Raw genomic sequence first — 17,643 nt, 5'->3', positions numbered from 1 at the left:
TCGCTCAAACAGGTCACTGCTGCCGGGGTCATTCCCGGCAGTGGATTGTGCTAACTCCGACGGGAGCAAATCCGTGAAAGATTTATTAAAGTTTCTGAAAGCGCAGACTAAAACCGAAGAGTTTGATGCGATCAAAATTGCTCTGGCTTCGCCAGACATGATCCGTTCATGGTCTTTCGGTGAAGTTAAAAAGCCGGAAACCATCAACTACCGTACGTTCAAACCTGAGCGTGACGGCCTTTTCTGCGCCCGTATCTTCGGGCCGGTAAAAGACTACGAGTGCCTGTGCGGTAAGTACAAGCGCCTGAAACACCGCGGTGTGATCTGTGAGAAGTGCGGCGTTGAAGTGACCCAGACCAAAGTGCGTCGTGAGCGCATGGGCCACATCGAGCTGGCATGTCCGACTGCGCACATCTGGTTCCTGAAATCGCTGCCGTCCCGTATCGGTCTGCTGCTCGATATGCCGCTGCGCGATATCGAACGCGTACTGTACTTCGAATCTTATGTGGTTATCGAAGGCGGTATGACCAACCTGGAACGTCAACAGATCCTGACTGAAGAGCAGTATCTGGACGCGCTGGAAGAGTTCGGTGACGAATTCGACGCGAAGATGGGTGCGGAAGCTATCCAGGCCCTGCTGAAGAGCATGGATCTGGAGCAAGAGTGTGAAACTCTGCGCGAAGAGCTGAACGAAACCAACTCCGAAACCAAGCGTAAGAAGCTGACCAAGCGTATCAAGCTGCTGGAAGCGTTCGTACAGTCTGGCAACAAGCCAGAGTGGATGATCCTGACCGTTCTGCCGGTTCTGCCGCCAGATCTGCGTCCGCTGGTTCCGCTGGATGGTGGTCGTTTCGCGACTTCTGACCTGAACGATCTGTATCGTCGCGTCATTAACCGTAACAACCGTCTGAAACGTCTGCTGGATCTGGCTGCGCCGGACATCATCGTACGCAACGAAAAACGTATGCTGCAGGAAGCGGTCGACGCCCTGCTGGATAACGGTCGTCGCGGTCGTGCGATCACCGGTTCTAACAAGCGTCCTCTGAAATCTTTGGCCGACATGATCAAAGGTAAACAGGGTCGTTTCCGTCAGAACCTGCTCGGTAAGCGTGTTGACTACTCCGGTCGTTCTGTAATCACCGTAGGTCCATACCTGCGTCTGCATCAGTGCGGTCTGCCGAAGAAAATGGCGCTGGAGCTGTTCAAACCGTTCATCTACGGCAAGCTGGAACTGCGTGGCCTCGCCACCACCATCAAAGCCGCGAAGAAAATGGTTGAGCGCGAAGAAGCTGTCGTTTGGGATATCCTGGACGAAGTGATCCGCGAACACCCGGTTATGCTGAACCGTGCACCAACCCTGCACCGTCTGGGTATCCAGGCATTTGAGCCGGTACTGATCGAAGGTAAAGCTATCCAGCTGCACCCGCTGGTTTGTGCGGCGTACAACGCCGACTTTGATGGTGACCAGATGGCTGTTCACGTACCGCTGACGCTGGAAGCCCAGCTGGAAGCGCGTGCGCTGATGATGTCTACCAACAACATCCTGTCACCGGCGAACGGCGAGCCTATCATCGTTCCGTCTCAGGACGTGGTATTGGGTCTGTACTACATGACCCGTGACAAAATCAACGCCAAAGGCGAAGGCATGGTGCTGACTGGCCCGAAAGAAGCGGAACGTCTGTACCGCTCTGGCCAGGCTGAACTGCACGCTCGCGTTAAAGTTCGTATCACTGAATACGAAAAAGACGAGAACGGCGAGTTCGTAGCAAAAACTTCACTGAAAGACACTACCGTTGGTCGTGCCATTCTGTGGATGATCGTTCCTAAAGGTCTGCCGTTCACTATCGTGAACCAGCCGCTGGGTAAAAAAGCGATCTCCAAAATGCTGAACACCTGTTACCGCATTCTGGGCCTGAAACCGACCGTTATCTTTGCTGACCAGACCATGTACACCGGCTTTGCATACGCAGCCCGTTCAGGTGCGTCTGTTGGTATCGACGACATGGTGATTCCGGAGAAGAAATACGAAATCATCAGCGAAGCGGAAGCAGAAGTTGCTGAGATTCAGGAACAGTTCCAGTCTGGTCTGGTAACCGCCGGCGAACGCTATAACAAAGTTATCGATATCTGGGCTGCGGCGAACGATCGTGTATCCAAAGCGATGATGGACAACCTGCAAACTGAAACCGTTATTAACCGTAACGGCGAAGAAGAGCAGCAGGTTTCCTTCAACAGCATCTACATGATGGCCGACTCCGGTGCGCGTGGTTCTGCGGCACAGATTCGTCAGCTGGCAGGTATGCGTGGTCTGATGGCGAAGCCAGATGGCTCCATCATCGAAACGCCAATCACCGCGAACTTCCGTGAAGGTCTGAACGTACTCCAGTACTTCATCTCTACTCACGGTGCGCGTAAAGGTCTGGCGGATACCGCACTGAAAACAGCGAACTCCGGTTATCTGACGCGTCGTCTGGTTGACGTTGCACAGGATCTGGTTGTTACTGAAGACGACTGTGGCACCCTGGAAGGCATCACCATGACCCCGGTTATCGAGGGTGGTGACGTTAAAGAGCCGCTGCGCGATCGCGTACTGGGTCGTGTGACTGCTGAAGACGTTCTGAAGCCGGGTACCGCAGACATTCTGGTTCCGCGTAACACGCTGCTGAACGAACAGTGGTGTGACCTGCTGGAAGTTAACTCCGTTGACTCCGTCAAGGTTCGCTCCGTTGTATCCTGTGACACCGACTTTGGTGTCTGTGCGCACTGCTACGGTCGTGACCTGGCGCGTGGCCACATCATCAACAAAGGTGAGGCTATCGGCGTTATCGCTGCACAGTCCATCGGTGAGCCGGGTACACAGCTGACGATGCGTACGTTCCACATCGGTGGTGCGGCATCTCGTGCGGCTGCTGAATCCAGCATCCAGGTTAAGAACAAAGGTAGCATCAAGCTCAGCAACGCGAAGTCGGTTGTGAACTCCAGCGGTAAACTGGTTATCACTTCCCGTAACACCGAGCTGAAGCTGATCGACGAATTCGGCCGTACCAAAGAAAGCTATAAAGTGCCTTACGGCTCCGTTATGGCGAAAGGTGATGGCGAGCAGGTTGCCGGCGGTGAAACCGTTGCAAACTGGGATCCGCACACCATGCCGGTTATCACCGAAGTAAGCGGTTTTGTTCGCTTCACTGACATGATCGACGGCCAGACCATTACTCGTCAGACCGACGAGCTGACCGGTCTGTCTTCTCTGGTGGTTCTGGATTCTGCAGAGCGTACTGCGGGTGGTAAAGACCTGCGTCCGGCACTGAAAATTGTTGACGCTCAGGGCAACGACGTTCTGATCCCAGGCACCGATATGCCTGCTCAGTACTTCCTGCCGGGTAAAGCGATTGTTCAGCTGGATGATGGCGTTCAGATCAGTTCTGGTGACACCCTGGCCCGTGTTCCGCAGGAATCCGGCGGTACCAAGGACATCACCGGTGGTCTGCCGCGCGTTGCGGACCTGTTCGAAGCACGTCGTCCGAAAGAGCCGGCAATCCTGGCTGAAATCAGCGGCATCATTTCCTTCGGTAAAGAAACCAAAGGGAAACGTCGTCTGGTTATCACTCCGGTAGACGGTAGCGAACCTTACGAAGAGATGATTCCGAAATGGCGTCAGCTCAACGTGTTCGAAGGCGAACGTGTAGAACGTGGTGACGTGGTTTCCGACGGTCCGGAAGCGCCGCACGACATCCTGCGTCTGCGTGGCGTACATGCTGTAACTCGTTATATCGTTAACGAAGTTCAGGACGTATACCGTCTGCAGGGCGTTAAGATTAACGATAAACACATCGAAGTTATCGTTCGTCAGATGCTGCGTAAAGCCACCATCGAAAGCGCTGGTAGCTCCGACTTCCTGGAAGGCGAGCAGGTTGAATACTCCCGCGTCAAGATCGCTAACCGCGAGCTGGAAGCGAACGGCAAAGTGGGCGCAACCTTCTCCCGCGATCTGCTGGGTATCACCAAAGCGTCTCTGGCAACCGAGTCGTTCATCTCTGCAGCATCGTTCCAGGAGACCACGCGTGTCCTGACCGAAGCAGCCGTTGCGGGCAAACGCGACGAACTGCGCGGCCTGAAAGAGAACGTTATCGTGGGTCGTCTGATCCCGGCTGGTACCGGTTATGCGTATCACCAGGATCGCATCCGTCGCCGTGCGGCGGGTGAAGTTTCCGTTGCGCCGCAGGTTAGCGCAGAAGAAGCGACCGCGAGCCTGGCAGAACTGCTGAACGCAGGTCTGGGTGGTTCTGATAACGACTGATCGTTCACGCTAGTGCGATAAGTTGAAAAGGCCAGTCTTCGGACTGGCCTTTTTTATGGTTCCGGTAGGCCTGATTAGCGTAGTGCCATCAGGCAATCCATGGAGTACACATTGCCGGATGGCGGCGTAAACGCCTTATACGGCCTACAAAAGCAAAAGGCACCCCATAAGGGTGCCTTTTCTATTCCGTTGTTGTGCGCTTAGCTAACCAGTGGAATACGGCGATACAGCTCAATCATGTCGGTTGCCAGGTCCTGGATAACCATCGCGTTCATCAGGTGGTCCTGAGAGTGAACGGTAATCAGGTTAACCGGCAGTTTGCCCGTGCCTTCGTCGATGCCGATCAGCTGAGTCTGGATACCGTGAGCCAGTTTGACAAACTCGCGGGATTCTTCCATCGCTTTTTCTGCGCCTTCGAAGTCGCTTTTGCGTGCCAGCTGTAATGCGGTTAAGGCAGAACTACGTGCGGCACCGGCGTTGACCAGCAGTTCCATGATGATTGATTCTAAATCTTCCACGTCTTTCTCACTCCATTAACTTAAGGGCTTTCTCAAGCACTACGTCGCCTTTCATCATGCCGTAGTCCATCATGTCGATGACCGCGACTTTCTTGCCCAGAGGGTCCGCCAGAGCCTGTAGCTTAGCCTGCTCGTACTTCACCTGCGGACCGAGCAGAACGATATCTGCTTCGTTGATGTTCGCTTTGAATTCGGCCACTGGTACGGCTTTGATTGAGACTTCAACCCCTTTCTTCTGAGCTGCATCCTTCATACGTTGAACCAGCATGCTGGTGGACATACCTGCAGCGCAGCATAAAACGATATTCTTCATAATGCTCCCTCATGACCCGTGATGACTCATGTTTATCGCGAGCTGAAACGATCAACAACCGGTTTGCGACGATTGTGTGTAAGCCATCACAAAGATCGTCTCAAAAAACTGAAACCGGTTACATCTTCATGCGATGACGGTATAAAAAAACCCGCAAAGCGGGTTTTCTATAACAGGAGGAAAGCGTCAGGCTTCTGAGGTGCGCTCGATACGGTTTTTGCCCTGTCGTTTGGCACGATAGAGTGCTTCATCGACGCTGGAGACCAGATGATCCAGCGTTTCCATATGCCATTCGCCAAGCCCGGCGCTGAAGGTGACATGCAGGCCTTCTTCACGCCACGTACGGTTGGCGACGTTTATCCGCCACAATTCGAGTAATGCGGCAGACTCGGCGATATGCTCGGCAGTGAAAATCACCGCGAACTCCTCGCCGCCGTAGCGGTAAAGCGACAGACCATGTGCCTGTAAAATGGCAATCCCTTCACGAGCCACGCTGCGCAGCACGATATCACCGCTGAGGTGGCCCCAGGTATCGTTGATCGATTTAAAGTTATCGATATCAACCAGCGCTAGCGCAAATGACTGACGTTCGTTCATTAGCGCAGTGATGTCGGTATCAAAAGCCCAACGGTTCTTACAGCCGGTGAGTGAATCGACGGTCGCCTGGCGAACGTAGGCCTGCTCGCGTTCTTTGTTGGTTTCTATGGCTTTATGTAGCATCACTTCAAGACCCGGGGCGCGGTTGGTATCGCCCGTCTTAATCGCGTTGATGATATTCATCAGAATGCCGCGGGAAGCGTGACGTAAATACAGGCCGAAGGTGATGATAATCAGGCCTGCCAGCGCGAAGCCCCACATAATGATGATGCTCTCATGCTGGGCAAGTAGGCTGAGCGTATGGCCTGAAACCTTATAAATCACGAACCAGTCGGGGTTGGTGAACGAATAGTAGTAATACCAGGTCCGGTGAGCCTTATCGAACACTTCTCCTTCACCGGCCGTCATAGCGCTAAGCAGTTGCTCAGAAACGACCGCCTGGAAGAGCTTGCCGCTGTCCGGATGCAGCAACGCCTGGCCCTGGCGGTTGACCACGAAGAATTCGCCCTGTACCGGCGGCCTCATCTGGCGCAGGGTATGGCTCATGGCGGCTAAATCAAAGTGGAACGCCAGCGTGCCCTTCAATTTTCCGTCGGTAGAGATAACCGGTTTTGCCAGCGTCACGGTCTGCTGTTGGGTAAAGAAATCGACATAGGGCTGAGTGTAGCGACTAAAGACACCCGCATCCCCCTGGTGCACAAACCAGGGGCGGGAGGTAGCATTGAACGTGGGGGAGTCCTGGCGCGCGACCGCCTGCGGCGCTCGCAGATAGTGGCCCTCGGCATCGGCGACGGACAGCGACGAGACTGTCGGCATCATCGACAGCAGCTGCATCATGGATTGCAGCCCCTGTTCCGGGTCAATATTCACAATTCTGTTTAGCTCATCGTTGCGAGCCAAATAGGTTGCAGCACGTCCCAGAATATAATCATTTTCGTGCAGGATAGATTCGGTGTAATTGACCGCGAGGTTATGGGTGAAATTGCGGTTAATACTATGATAATCACGAATGATATCGTTACGTTGAATAATCGTAACCAGTGTGGCAATGATGACAAAGCACAGAATAATGCCGGCAAAGCTAATAAAGATTGGTGTGGTAAATGACAGCCTTCTGCTGTGAGAACTCATCATGGTTTCCATTCCTGGGGAAAATTGCAGAAAACCAGCGAAGACTGGTACGGCAATATCACACACATATTTATGACTCAATAATTATACGGTATTGAATTAAATATGAGTATTTAATCTACATCTATAGATTAAATTGCTAGTACCAGCCGGTTTTTATGAAATATTCTTTCGTCAAAATTAAGAGCAGGGCGACGTCAATTCGCGCCGCCGTGAATAAGTGTAGACGATTTTTAGCGCTGGGCGCCACGCCCCAACCAGCTATCCCAATCTTTCCATACCGGCTGAAGCCCGCGAGCGGCGAGCGCGCTGGCCACTTCCTCAGGCGTCCTGCCATCGTGCGGCGAAAACTGCTCAAGCTCAGGGTGATTATCGGCGTAGCCGCCGGGCTGCGTTTTGGAGAAGGCGCTGACGTTATTGATCGCCAGCGGAACCACGCGGTCGCGGAACCACGGCGACTCACGCGTCGACAGCGACAGCTCGGTATCCGGCGAGAACAGGCGGAAAGCACAGATGGTCTGCACCAACTGACGTTCATCCATCAACGATGCCGGTTCAATGCCGCCTGCACAGGGCCGCAGGCGAGGGAAGGAGATGGCGTAGCGGCTTTTCCAGTAACGCTGCTGGAGCCACAGCAGATGCTCAGCGACCATAAAACAGTCAACCCGCCAGCTATCGGATAAGCCAATCAGCGCGCCGAGACCGATTTTATCAATTCCGGCCTGGCCGAGCCTATCCGGGGTGTCAAGGCGCCAGAAGAAGTCCTGCTTTTTCCCCTTCAGATGATGCTGGGCATACATCCCTTCGTGATAGGTCTCCTGATAAACCATTACGCCATCCAGCCCCAGCGTTTTCAGTTCGGCATACTCCCCGGTCGCCAGCGGCTGCACTTCCATCTGTAACGAGGCGAACTGCTGGCGAATGGCCGGGAGATGGCGGCGAAAGTAGTCCATGCCCACTTTGCTCTGATGTTCGCCGGTGACGAGCAGCAGGTGTTCAAAACCCAACTCGCGGATGGCGGCGCACTCGCGGGCGATTTCTGCCTCGTCCAGCGTCTTACGTTTGATGCGGTTGCTCATAGAAAAACCGCAGTAGGTACAGTCATTAGCGCAGAGGTTTGAGAGATAAAGCGGCACGTAAAAACTGACGGTGTTGCCGAAGCGCTGGCGAGTCAGCTTTTGCGCCCGTTGCGCCAGCGGTTCAAGGTAATCGGCGGCGGCGGGGGAGAGCAGTGCCATCAGGTCGTCACGACTTAGCTGTGGAGCGTTAAGCGCGCGTTCCACGTCAGCGGCGGTTTTACCGTTGATGCGCAGGCGAATGTCGTCCCACTCCAGTTGCCGCCAGCGGTCGGTGAAGGTTTTCATGCTAACGCCTCCAGAAAGCCGGTGAGCGGGCTGGTGGCGCTGGCCTGCGAACTTTTGCTTCCTGGCACAGCCTGCCGCGCCAGTAATCCGGCTTCCACCGCCAGACGAAAGGCGGTTGCCATCATCACCGGATCGTCCGCCACGGCAATCGCCGTGTTGACCAGCACCGCATCAGCGCCCATTTCCAGCGCCTGCGCCGCGTGGCTGGGCACGCCGATCCCGGCGTCGACCACCACCGGCACGGTGGCCTGCTGGATAATGATCTCCAGCATGGCTTTGGTTTCCAGCCCCTGGTTAGAGCCGATAGGCGCGCCGAGCGGCATCACCGCCGCGCAGCCGACCTCTTCCAGCCGCTTGCACAAAACCGGATCCGCGCCGCAGTAGGGCAGCACGACAAACCCCTGCTTCACCAGCGCCTCGGCGGCTTTTAGCGTTTCGATTGGATCCGGCAGCAGCCAACGGGCGTCCGGGTGGATTTCTAATTTCAGCCAGTGGGTGCCCAGCGCTTCACGCGCCAGTTGGGCGGCGAAGATCGCCTCTTCGGCGGTTTTCGCCCCGGAGGTATTGGGTAGCAGCGTGACGCCCGCTTCAATTAGCGGTGCCAGAATCGCATCGTTGTGCTGGCGCAGGTCCACGCGCTTCATCGCCAGCGTCACCAACTGGCTGCCGGAAGCGCGAATCGCCTCGACCATCAGCTGCGAAGAGGCAAACTTCCCGGTACCGGTGAACAGATGTGAATCAAACGTTTTGTCGGCAATACGTAACATCTCAACCCCCTGCAATAACCTGAAAAAGCAGGATCTGGTCGCCTTCCTGCACGATTTGCTGTTCCCACTGCTCGCGCGGCAGGATCTGCTGATTGAGCGCCAACGCCGCGCCCGGTTTGAGCTGGTTGAGCTGGATAAGCAGCCCGCTGACGGTTTGCCCTGCGGCGCACTGCATCGGCTCATCATTGAATTGAATTTGCATGCTGCCCTCCGCATACCGGACAGCCGTTGGCGCGACGCAGCGCGAGGCTGCGCCACTGGCTGGTTTTGCCGTCAAACAGACGTAGCTCCCCGCCCGGCGTCTCAATACCGCTAAGTAATTTAATCGCCTCCAGCGCCTGCAAGGTACCCATCACGCCAACCACCGGGCCGAGCACGCCAGCGGTGCGGCAGTTGCGTTCCGGCTCTACATCATCCGGCCACAGGCAGCGGTAACAGCCTTGTTCCCACGGCGGCGTGAGCACCATCAACTGACCGCCAAAGCCGACAGCGCTGGCGGTGATGAGTGGGATATTGAGCGCTACGCAGGCGGCGTTGATTTCCTGGCGCGTGGCCATGTTATCGGTACAGTCGAGCACTACATCGGCCCGCGCGACCGTATGCCGGAGCGCATCGCCTTTAAGTCGCTGCTGGAGTGATACCAGTTCGATATCCGGGTTGAGCCGTGTCAGGCGCTGCCGGGCAACCTGAGATTTTGAACGTGCGATATCATCAGTGGTAAATAGAATCTGGCGCTGCAAATTGCTCAGATGAATGTCGTCGTCGTCTACCAGCGTCAGTTTGCCGATGCCTGCTCCCGCCAGATACAGCGCGGCAGGTGAACCTAACCCGCCTAAACCCACGATCAGCACATGACTCGCGAGCAGCTTTTGCTGGCCTTCAATGGCGATATCGCCGAGCAGGATTTGCCGGCTGTAGCGCATAAAATCGCGGTCATTCATCGCCAACTCCCGCAATATCCAGTAACTGCGCGGTAGCGGCGCGCCAGTCGGCGGCCTGAGTAATAGCGCTGACCACGGCAATACTGCCGACGCCAGTCGCCAGCACCGACGGGGCGCGTTCAAGGCTGATGCCGCCGATCGCGACGGTCGGGTAATCCGCCAGTCGTTCAATATGACTGGCCAACTGCGCCAGCCCCTGCGGGGCGGAAGGCATCTGCTTGGTTTGCGTCGGGAAGACGTGGCCGAGCGCGATATAAGAAGGCTTAGCGGCGAGTGCGACGTTAATCTCCATATCATCGTGAGTGGATACACCCAGGCGTAAGCCCGCCGCCTGAATGGCCTGCAGGTCGGTGGTTTCGAGGTCTTCCTGGCCCAGATGCACGCCGTAGGCGTTGTGCTTAATCGCCAGCCGCCAGTAGTCGTTAATAAACAGGCGGGCATCATAACGACGCCCCAGTGCGATGGCGGCGATAACGTCGGCTTCCACCTCTTCATCGCGTTTCTCTTTGATACGCAACTGAATGGTGCGCACGCCCGCCTCCAGCAGACGTTCAATCCATTCAACGCTGTCTACCACCGGGTAAAGACCGAGGCGGAACGGCACGGTTGGGAAATCAGGCTGATACATCAGGCTTCCTCCCGTTTGAGATAAATTTCGCCGCCTTTGGCGCGGAAGTTTTCCGACATATCCGCCATCCCCACTTCAATGGTTTGCGCGGCGGCGTAATCACGCACTTCCTGGCTGATTTTCATCGAGCAGAATTTCGGCCCGCACATGGAACAGAAGTGGGCGACCTTGCCGGATTCTTGTGGCAGGGTTTCATCGTGATAAGCGCGGGCGGTGAACGGGTCGAGCGCGAGGTTAAACTGATCTTCCCAGCGGAATTCAAAGCGCGCTTTCGACATGGCGTTATCGCGGATCTGCGCGCCCGGATGTCCTTTGGCTAAATCCGCGGCGTGGGCGGCGATTTTGTAGGTGATCAGCCCCTGCTTCACATCTTCTTTGTTCGGCAGGCCGAGGTGCTCTTTCGGCGTCACGTAACACAGCATCGCACAGCCGAACCAGCCGATCATTGCGGCGCCTATGCCGGAGGTGAAGTGGTCATAGCCCGGCGCGATATCGGTCGTCAACGGCCCTAAGGTGTAGAACGGCGCTTCGTGGCAGCTCTCCAGCTCTTCGGTCATGTTGCGCTGAATCATATGCATCGGCACGTGGCCCGGGCCTTCAATCATCACCTGCACGTCGTATTCCCAGGCGATTTTGGTCAGCTCGCCCAGCGTATGCAGCTCGGAGAACTGCGCTTCGTCGTTGGCGTCCTGGATGGAGCCGGGACGCAGGCCGTCGCCCAGCGACAGGGAAACGTCGTAGGCGGCGCAGATTTCGCAAATCTCGCGGAAATGTTCGAACAGGAAGTTCTCTTTGTGATGGGAGAGACACCATTTCGCCATAATTGAACCGCCGCGCGAGACAATACCGGTCAGGCGTTTGGCGGTCATTGGCACGTAGCGCAGCAATACGCCCGCATGGATGGTGAAGTAGTCGACGCCTTGTTCGGCTTGCTCCAGTAGCGTGTCGCGGAACGCTTCCCAGGTGAGATCTTCGGCGATCCCGTTGACCTTCTCCAGCGCCTGATAGATCGGTACGGTGCCGATCGGTACCGGGCTGTTACGCAGGATCCACTCGCGGGTTTCATGAATATAGCGGCCAGTGGAGAGGTCCATTACCGTGTCCGCGCCCCAGCGGGTCGACCAGACCAGTTTTTCCACCTCTTCTTCGATGGAGGAGGTGACCGCCGAGTTACCGATGTTGGCATTCACTTTGACCAGGAAGTTGCGGCCAATGATCATCGGCTCCGATTCCGGGTGGTTGATGTTGGCGGGGATAATCGCGCGGCCGGCAGCCACTTCATCACGCACGAATTCCGGGGTGATGTTTTCCGGCAGGCGTGCGCCGAAGCTCATCCCCGGATGCTGGTGGCGCAGCACTTCACTGCGAATGCGCTCGCGGCCCATATTTTCACGGATGGCGATAAACTCCATTTCGGGAGTGACGATCCCCTGGCGGGCGTAATGCAACTGGGTGACGCGCTTGCCTGCTTTGGCGCGTTTCGGCGTCAGCAGGCCGGTAAAACGCAGATCGTCCAGACCATCGTCGGCCAGACGTTCTTTGGTATAAGCCGAGCTACGGTCGTCTAATTCTTCGCTATCATTGCGTGCGTCAATCCACGGCTGGCGCAGTTTCGCCAGACCCTGCTGGACGTTAATCGCCACCTCAGGATCGCCATACGGGCCGGAGGTGTCGTACACCGGTACGGCTTCGTTCGCCTCAAACTGCGGGTTATCTTTACTGCCGCCAATCAGCGTTGGGCTGAGCTGAATTTCGCGCATCGGGATGCGGATATCCGGCTGCGAACCGGTGATATAGATGCGTCTGGACTCAGGAAAGGCGGTACCTTCCAGGGTATCGATAAAGTGTTGGGCCTGGGCGCGCTGTTCGCGGCGTGATGGTTTAGTAGTGGCAGACATAGCTCATTCCAAAAAAGTAAGGACGTGGCTTGTCAGACGACGGATGGAGTAATGGATGTGCGCCGCCCGTAAAGGCAGCAGCATAAAGCTGAATTACTCTTGTTCCCTTCGCAGGTCTTAACCTGATCAGGTTCCGCGGATCCCGAATTAACGGTCTCAGCCCGTGCTTGCGCACCAGGCACTCCGACAAGAAGTAACCTCTATCTTAGAGGTAATGAATGTAAACTACGCGTTAATGCGGCAAATCTCAAGCCGGACGTTTTATTTCATCCTGGCCGAGGGCCTCGAAGGTCAGCATGATGAGCTGATCCTCTAATAGAAAACGGGCTTCCAGCGCTTCACCGATATCGGACAGCGCCTGCTGAAACGCATACACGTTATCCTGGTCGATAGCGTTCTCTAGCGCAGAGTCGTAGTAGTCCATAATTTGTTGGGTATTGGCGTCCAGCAGCGGCCAGATTTTGCTGGCGTTTAAAAGCGGGCTGTTGCCTTCCATTTTATGGATAATACGTTCATAAATACTGAAATGACCGGCAGAAAGGTAGTCGACCAGCCGCTGACAAAAGTCATCAAGCGCCTTCTCGTTGAGACGCATAAACGATTCTTTGCCAGGCTTAAGGCCAACCAGATTGTAGTAAGCCACGAGCAGGTGCTTACGAATATTCAGCCAACGGTCGACCAGTCTGTGGTGTCCATGAATTCGCTCTTTTAGACTTTCTAACTGGTTTAACATAGGTTGACCCCGCATCGATAAGATTAAAATCTGCTCACGTCATTATGTAATAATAATGTTAACAACATGCCTGTGAAGCAAAGGTAGCGCAAGAGATATGGATCGTATTATTGAAAAATCGGATCGCGGCTGGTGGATCGTCAGCCACGAACAAAAATTATGGTTGCCTGCTGGCGAATTACCATATGGCGAAGCGCTAAATTTCGATCTTGTGGGGCAGCGCGCACTCCAGATAGGCGAGTGGGAAGGCTCTCCGGTGTGGCTGGTTCAGCAGCAGCGCCGTCATGACATGGGCTCAGTGCGGCAGGTTATCGACCAGGATGTGGGGTTGTTCCAACTGGCGGGGCGCGGCGTGCAGCTGGCCGAGTTTTATCGCTCGCATAAGTTCTGCGGCTACTGCGGGCACACCATGCACCCGAGCAAAACCGAATGGGCGATGCTGTGTAGCCATTGCCGTGAACGCTACTACCCGCAGATTGCACCGTGCATTATCGTGGCCATTCGCCGCGACGACTCCATTCTTCTTGCCCAACACGTTCGCCATCGCAACGGCGTGCATACCGTGTTGGCCGGTTTTGTCGAGGTGGGCGAAACCTTAGAGCAGGCGGTGGCGCGTGAAGTGATGGAAGAGAGCGGCATTAAGGTGAAGAACCTGCGCTACATTACCTCGCAGCCGTGGCCGTTCCCACAGTCGCTGATGACAGCGTTTATGGCGGAGTACGATAGCGGCGACATCGTTATCGATCCGAAAGAGCTGCTTAACGCTAACTGGTATCGCTATGACGATCTGCCGCTTCTGCCACCGCCGGGCACCGTCGCCCGTCGCCTGATCGAAGATACTGTGGCAATGTGTCGGGCTGATTACGACTGACATGTTACAATAGGCGCATCAACGCTAAAGGAATGTAAACATGAGCGAACTGAAGAACGATCGTTACCTGCGTGCTCTGCTGCGCCAGCCCGTAGACGTTACCCCGGTATGGATGATGCGCCAGGCGGGCCGTTATTTACCGGAGTACAAAGCGACCCGCGCCCAGGCGGGTGATTTTATGTCGCTGTGCAAAAACGCCGATCTGGCCTGTGAGGTGACGCTGCAGCCGCTGCGCCGCTATCCGCTCGATGCGGCGATCTTGTTCTCGGATATCCTGACTATTCCTGATGCGATGGGCCTGGGGCTGTACTTCGAAGCCGGGGAAGGCCCGCGTTTTACCTCGCCAATTAAGACCAAAGCCGACGTTGAAAAACTGCCGATTCCGGATCCGGAAGGTGAACTGGGCTACGTGATGAACGCGGTGCGCACCATCCGCCGTGAGCTGAAGGGAGAAGTGCCGCTGATCGGTTTCTCCGGCAGCCCGTGGACGCTGGCAACCTACATGGTCGAAGGGGGCAGCAGCAAAGCCTTCACCGTGATTAAAAAGATGATGTATGCCGACCCTAAAGCGCTGCATCTGCTGCTCGACAAGCTGGCACAGAGCGTCACGCTGTACCTGAACGCGCAGATTAAAGCGGGCGCGCAGTCGGTGATGATTTTCGACACCTGGGGCGGCGTGCTGACCGGGCGCGACTATCAGCAGTTCTCGTTGTACTACATGCATAAAATCGTCGATGGCCTGCTGCGTGAAAACGATGGCCGTCGCGTACCGGTAACGTTGTTCACCAAAGGCGGCGGGCAGTGGCTGGAAGCGATGGCGGAAACCGGCTGTGATGCGTTAGGTCTCGACTGGACGACAGATATCGCCGATGCGCGTCGTCGCGTTGGTCATAAGGTGGCGCTACAGGGCAATATGGATCCATCCATGCTGTATGCGCCGCCGGCACGGATCGAAGACGAGGTAGCGACTATACTTGCAGGTTTCGGCCAGGGTGAAGGCCACGTCTTCAACCTCGGTCACGGCATCCATCAGGATGTGCCGCCGGAACATGCCGGGGTATTTGTGGAGGCGGTGCATCGCCTGTCCGAACAATACCACCGCTAAGGAGTCATTATGGATCTCGCATCGCTACGCGCTCAGCAGCTTGAACTGGCCTCTTCAGTGATCCGCGAGGATCGCCTCGACAAGGATCCGCCGGATCTGATCGGGGGAGCGGACGTCGGGTTTGAGCAGGGTGGCGAAGTGACGCGGGCCGCGATGGTTCTGCTGAAGTATCCCTCTCTGGAACTGGTTGAATACACGGTGGCGCGGGTCGCCACCACCATGCCCTATATCCCGGGCTTCCTCTCCTTTCGTGAAACCCCGGCGCTGATGGCTGCCTGGCAGCAGCTTTCGCACAAGCCGGATCTGCTGTTTGTCGATGGCCATGGTATTTCCCACCCGCGCCGTCTTGGCGTCGCCAGTCATTTTGGTTTGCTTGTGGACGTCCCGACCATTGGCGTGGCGAAAAAACGGCTGTGCGGTAAGTTTGAACTGCCTTCTTCAGAGGTGGGCGCGCTGGCGCCGCTGATGGACAAAGACGAACAGCTGGCGTGGGTCTGGCGCAGTAAAGCGCGCTGTAACCCGCTGTTTATCTCCACGGGCCATCGCGTCAGTCTGGAGAGCGCTTTGAACTGGGTACAGCGCTGCACTCAGGGTTACCGTCTGCCGGAGCCGACGCGCTGGGCGGATGCGGTAGCATCCGAACGCCCGGCTTTTACGCGGCTTGCAGCAAAAATGCCCCATATCAGGTAAACTGCGGCTAATTTCCGTATTTGAGAACTCAACATGTTACAAAACCCGATTCATCTGCGTCTGGAGAAGCTCGAAAGCTGGCAGCACGTCACGTTTATGGCCTGTCTGTGCGAACGTATGTACCCAAACTACGCCATGTTCTGCAAAGAGGCGGAGTTTGGCGAGCCGCAGCTGTACCGACGCATTCTCGACCTCATCTGGGAAACGCTGACGGTCAAAGACGCGAAGGTGAACTTCGACAGCCAGCTGGAAAAGCTGGAAGAGGCGATTCCGGCGGCGGACGATTACGACATGTACGGCGTTTATCCGGCGATCGATGCCTGCGTTGCATTGAGCGAATTAATACATTCGCGTTTGAGCGGTGAAACCCTCGAACACGCGATTGAAGTCAGTAAGAGTTCTATTACCACCGTTGCGATGTTAGAAATGACCCAGGCTGATCGTGAAATGACCGACGAAGAGCTGCGTTTGAACCCCGCGGTAGAGCAAGAATGGGACATTCAGTGGGAGATTTTCCGCCTTTTAGCCGAGTGTGAAGAACGCGATATTGAACTGATTAAAGGGCTACGCGCAGACCTCCGCGAGGCCGCTGAAAGCAATATTGGTATAATTTTTCAGCAATGAGACAATAAAACGTGATTTACCGCCTGAATTGTCACGCCTGAAGGCTTCACATCTGCCCCCCGTCTGGTCTACATTTGGAGGGCGAAAAAAAGTGGCTATCGGTGCGTGTATGCAGGAGAGTGCTTTTCTGGCATTTTCGTCGCACTCGATGCTTAGCAAGCGATAAACACATTGTAAGGATAACTTATGAACAAGACTCAACTGATTGATGTAATTGCGGACAAGGCTGAACTGTCTAAAACCCAGGCTAAAGCAGCGCTGGAATCCACCCTGGCTGCTATTACTGAGTCTCTGAAAGAAGGCGATGCTGTACAGCTGGTTGGTTTCGGTACCTTCAAAGTGAACCACCGCGCTGAGCGTACTGGCCGCAACCCGCAGACCGGTAAAGAAATCAAAATCGCCGCAGCTAACGTGCCGGCATTTGTTTCTGGTAAAGCACTGAAAGACGCTGTTAAGTAAGACTGCGTGGCAGTGAACAGTTTTAAAGAAGGGGCGGTTTCGCCCCTTTCGTTCATCTGGCGTCGCTTTTCGGGGCTAGCGGGCATCTTATTGCTTACCGCCTGTAGCCATAACAGCGCGCTGCCTCCGTTTACCGCTAGCGGCTATGCTGACACCCAGGGCGCGGTGCGCATCTGGCGTAAAGATAGCGGCGGCGAGACACACCTGCTGGCCACCTTTAGCCCGTGGCATAGCGGTAGCACTTCAACCAGCGAATACCGCTGGCAGAACGATCAATTGCAGCTGATCGAACTGAATATCTACGGCAAACCCACCGAACACATCCGCGCCCGTTTCGATCGCAACGGCGAACTGAGTTTTATGCAGCGTGAGATGGATGGGCAAAAACAGCAGCTCTCCAGCGACCAGGTCGCGCTCTATCGCTATCGTGCTGAACAGATTCGTCAGACCAGCGATGCGCTGCGCCTGGGGAAAGTTGTGCTGCGACAGGGACGCTGGCACGCTGACCAGTCGGTAACGACCTGTGAAGGCGAAACGGTGAAACCGGATTTCGACGCCCGCGCGTTAGGGCATATCGCCAGCCGTCAGAGCCGTTCTTCTGCTGAAGTCAGCATTGCCTGGCTGGAAGCCCCGGAAGGCTCCCAGCTGCTGCTGGTGGCGAATGAAGACTACTGTACCTGGCAGCCGACGGAAAAAAACTTCTAAGC

17 protein-coding genes and 1 riboswitch are annotated in these 17,643 nt (G+C 55.7%); of the genes, 7 read left to right on the top strand and 10 right to left on the bottom strand.

The window, feature by feature from the left end:
* Positions 1-73: 73 nt before the first annotated feature.
* A complete protein-coding gene (gene rpoC / locus ABTW00_RS22140) occupies positions 74-4,297 on the top strand; it encodes a DNA-directed RNA polymerase subunit beta' (RefSeq protein WP_064546538.1) in 4,224 nt (1,407 codons plus the stop codon).
* 200 nt (positions 4,298-4,497) lie between these two features.
* On the opposite strand, the gene ABTW00_RS22135 is transcribed toward rpoC, so the two are convergent.
* The 10 genes from ABTW00_RS22135 to ABTW00_RS22090 all read right to left on the bottom strand — a co-directional run bounded on the left by ABTW00_RS22135 (position 4,498) and on the right by ABTW00_RS22090 (position 13,187).
* Positions 4,498-4,815 (bottom strand): PTS lactose/cellobiose transporter subunit IIA, encoded by a 318-nt coding sequence (locus ABTW00_RS22135; RefSeq protein WP_064546540.1) that lies wholly within the window; start codon positions 4,813-4,815, stop codon positions 4,498-4,500.
* Between the two features lie 7 nt (positions 4,816-4,822).
* Complete coding sequence (locus ABTW00_RS22130; RefSeq protein ID WP_064546542.1) at positions 4,823-5,128, bottom strand: PTS sugar transporter subunit IIB; 306 nt, start codon at positions 5,126-5,128, stop codon at positions 4,823-4,825.
* Positions 5,129-5,314: 186 nt separating this feature from the next.
* Positions 5,315-6,856: a sensor domain-containing diguanylate cyclase gene (locus ABTW00_RS22125; RefSeq protein ID WP_433641112.1), complete on the bottom strand. Its 1,542-nt coding sequence runs from the start codon at positions 6,854-6,856 to the stop codon at positions 5,315-5,317.
* A gap of 233 nt (positions 6,857-7,089) precedes the next feature.
* The gene (gene thiH / locus ABTW00_RS22120) at positions 7,090-8,220 is read right to left on the bottom strand and encodes a 2-iminoacetate synthase ThiH (RefSeq protein WP_433637661.1); all 1,131 of its coding nucleotides are present in this window, start codon (positions 8,218-8,220) and stop codon (positions 7,090-7,092) included.
* Positions 8,217-8,987, bottom strand: coding sequence for a thiazole synthase (thiG, locus tag ABTW00_RS22115; RefSeq protein WP_045344040.1), 771 nt, complete (start codon positions 8,985-8,987; stop codon positions 8,217-8,219). Before thiG ends, thiH begins: the two co-directional genes overlap by 4 nt.
* A 1-nt stretch (position 8,988) precedes the next feature.
* Entirely contained in the window at positions 8,989-9,189 is a 201-nt protein-coding gene (gene thiS / locus ABTW00_RS22110; RefSeq protein ID WP_001166833.1) for a sulfur carrier protein ThiS, read from the bottom strand.
* Entirely contained in the window at positions 9,170-9,928 is a 759-nt protein-coding gene (locus ABTW00_RS22105) for a HesA/MoeB/ThiF family protein (protein WP_087856985.1), read from the bottom strand. Before ABTW00_RS22105 ends, thiS begins: the two co-directional genes overlap by 20 nt.
* Positions 9,921-10,556 carry a thiamine phosphate synthase gene (thiE, locus tag ABTW00_RS22100; protein ID WP_085049791.1) on the bottom strand — a complete coding sequence of 212 codons (636 nt, stop codon included), beginning with the start codon at positions 10,554-10,556 and terminating at the stop codon, positions 9,921-9,923. Before thiE ends, ABTW00_RS22105 begins: the two co-directional genes overlap by 8 nt.
* Positions 10,556-12,454 (bottom strand): phosphomethylpyrimidine synthase ThiC, encoded by a 1,899-nt coding sequence (thiC, locus tag ABTW00_RS22095; RefSeq protein WP_038636137.1) that lies wholly within the window; start codon positions 12,452-12,454, stop codon positions 10,556-10,558. Before thiC ends, thiE begins: the two co-directional genes overlap by 1 nt.
* 86 nt (positions 12,455-12,540) lie before the next feature.
* Positions 12,541-12,650, bottom strand: a riboswitch (TPP riboswitch).
* A 51-nt stretch (positions 12,651-12,701) separates the two neighbouring features.
* Positions 12,702-13,187 (bottom strand): Rsd/AlgQ family anti-sigma factor, encoded by a 486-nt coding sequence (locus tag ABTW00_RS22090; protein WP_064546558.1) that lies wholly within the window; start codon positions 13,185-13,187, stop codon positions 12,702-12,704.
* 97 nt (positions 13,188-13,284) lie between these two features.
* Between ABTW00_RS22090 and nudC the strand changes: the two genes are divergently transcribed.
* The 6 genes from nudC to ABTW00_RS22060 all read left to right on the top strand — a co-directional run bounded on the left by nudC (position 13,285) and on the right by ABTW00_RS22060 (position 17,641).
* A complete protein-coding gene (gene nudC / locus ABTW00_RS22085; protein WP_064546560.1) occupies positions 13,285-14,058 on the top strand; it encodes an NAD(+) diphosphatase in 774 nt (257 codons plus the stop codon).
* A gap of 40 nt (positions 14,059-14,098) precedes the next feature.
* Positions 14,099-15,163 carry a uroporphyrinogen decarboxylase gene (gene hemE / locus ABTW00_RS22080; RefSeq protein WP_433637656.1) on the top strand — a complete coding sequence of 355 codons (1,065 nt, stop codon included), beginning with the start codon at positions 14,099-14,101 and terminating at the stop codon, positions 15,161-15,163.
* Between the two features lie 9 nt (positions 15,164-15,172).
* Complete coding sequence (gene nfi / locus ABTW00_RS22075; RefSeq protein ID WP_433637654.1) at positions 15,173-15,853, top strand: deoxyribonuclease V; 681 nt, start codon at positions 15,173-15,175, stop codon at positions 15,851-15,853.
* Between the two features lie 33 nt (positions 15,854-15,886).
* The gene (locus tag ABTW00_RS22070) at positions 15,887-16,477 is read left to right on the top strand and encodes a YjaG family protein (RefSeq protein ID WP_433637652.1); all 591 of its coding nucleotides are present in this window, start codon (positions 15,887-15,889) and stop codon (positions 16,475-16,477) included.
* A gap of 186 nt (positions 16,478-16,663) precedes the next feature.
* Positions 16,664-16,936: a nucleoid-associated protein HU-alpha gene (hupA, locus tag ABTW00_RS22065; RefSeq protein ID WP_001044509.1), complete on the top strand. Its 273-nt coding sequence runs from the start codon at positions 16,664-16,666 to the stop codon at positions 16,934-16,936.
* A 12-nt stretch (positions 16,937-16,948) separates the two neighbouring features.
* Complete coding sequence (locus ABTW00_RS22060) at positions 16,949-17,641, top strand: DUF1481 domain-containing protein (protein WP_064546568.1); 693 nt, start codon at positions 16,949-16,951, stop codon at positions 17,639-17,641.
* Positions 17,642-17,643 lie beyond the last annotated feature (2 nt).

The sequence above is a fragment of the Kluyvera georgiana genome, assembly GCF_050990895.1.
In the GTDB taxonomy this organism is placed as follows: Bacteria; Pseudomonadota; Gammaproteobacteria; order Enterobacterales; family Enterobacteriaceae; genus Kluyvera; species Kluyvera georgiana.
Note: the sequence above shows the minus strand (reverse complement) of the source record. Positions and strands in the feature narration are given on the sequence as shown.

Excerpts from the sequence above, each read along its gene's own strand:
- ABTW00_RS22130 (WP_064546542.1), bottom strand. The coding sequence starts at position 5,128 with ATGAAGAATATCGTTTTATGCTGCGCTGCAGGTATGTCCACCAGCATG.
- ABTW00_RS22125 (WP_433641112.1), bottom strand. The coding sequence starts at position 6,856 with ATGAGTTCTCACAGCAGAAGGCTGTCATTTACCACACCAATCTTTATT.
- thiH (WP_433637661.1), bottom strand. The coding sequence starts at position 8,220 with ATGAAAACCTTCACCGACCGCTGGCGGCAACTGGAGTGGGACGACATT.
- thiG (WP_045344040.1), bottom strand. The coding sequence starts at position 8,987 with ATGTTACGTATTGCCGACAAAACGTTTGATTCACATCTGTTCACCGGT.
- thiS (WP_001166833.1), bottom strand. The coding sequence starts at position 9,189 with ATGCAAATTCAATTCAATGATGAGCCGATGCAGTGCGCCGCAGGGCAA.
- ABTW00_RS22105 (WP_087856985.1), bottom strand. The coding sequence starts at position 9,928 with ATGAATGACCGCGATTTTATGCGCTACAGCCGGCAAATCCTGCTCGGC.
- thiE (WP_085049791.1), bottom strand. The coding sequence starts at position 10,556 with ATGTATCAGCCTGATTTCCCAACCGTGCCGTTCCGCCTCGGTCTTTAC.
- thiC (WP_038636137.1), bottom strand. The coding sequence starts at position 12,454 with ATGTCTGCCACTACTAAACCATCACGCCGCGAACAGCGCGCCCAGGCC.
- ABTW00_RS22090 (WP_064546558.1), bottom strand. The coding sequence starts at position 13,187 with ATGTTAAACCAGTTAGAAAGTCTAAAAGAGCGAATTCATGGACACCAC.
- nudC (WP_064546560.1), top strand. The coding sequence starts at position 13,285 with ATGGATCGTATTATTGAAAAATCGGATCGCGGCTGGTGGATCGTCAGC.
- hemE (WP_433637656.1), top strand. The coding sequence starts at position 14,099 with ATGAGCGAACTGAAGAACGATCGTTACCTGCGTGCTCTGCTGCGCCAG.
- nfi (WP_433637654.1), top strand. The coding sequence starts at position 15,173 with ATGGATCTCGCATCGCTACGCGCTCAGCAGCTTGAACTGGCCTCTTCA.
- ABTW00_RS22070 (WP_433637652.1), top strand. The coding sequence starts at position 15,887 with ATGTTACAAAACCCGATTCATCTGCGTCTGGAGAAGCTCGAAAGCTGG.
- hupA (WP_001044509.1), top strand. The coding sequence starts at position 16,664 with ATGAACAAGACTCAACTGATTGATGTAATTGCGGACAAGGCTGAACTG.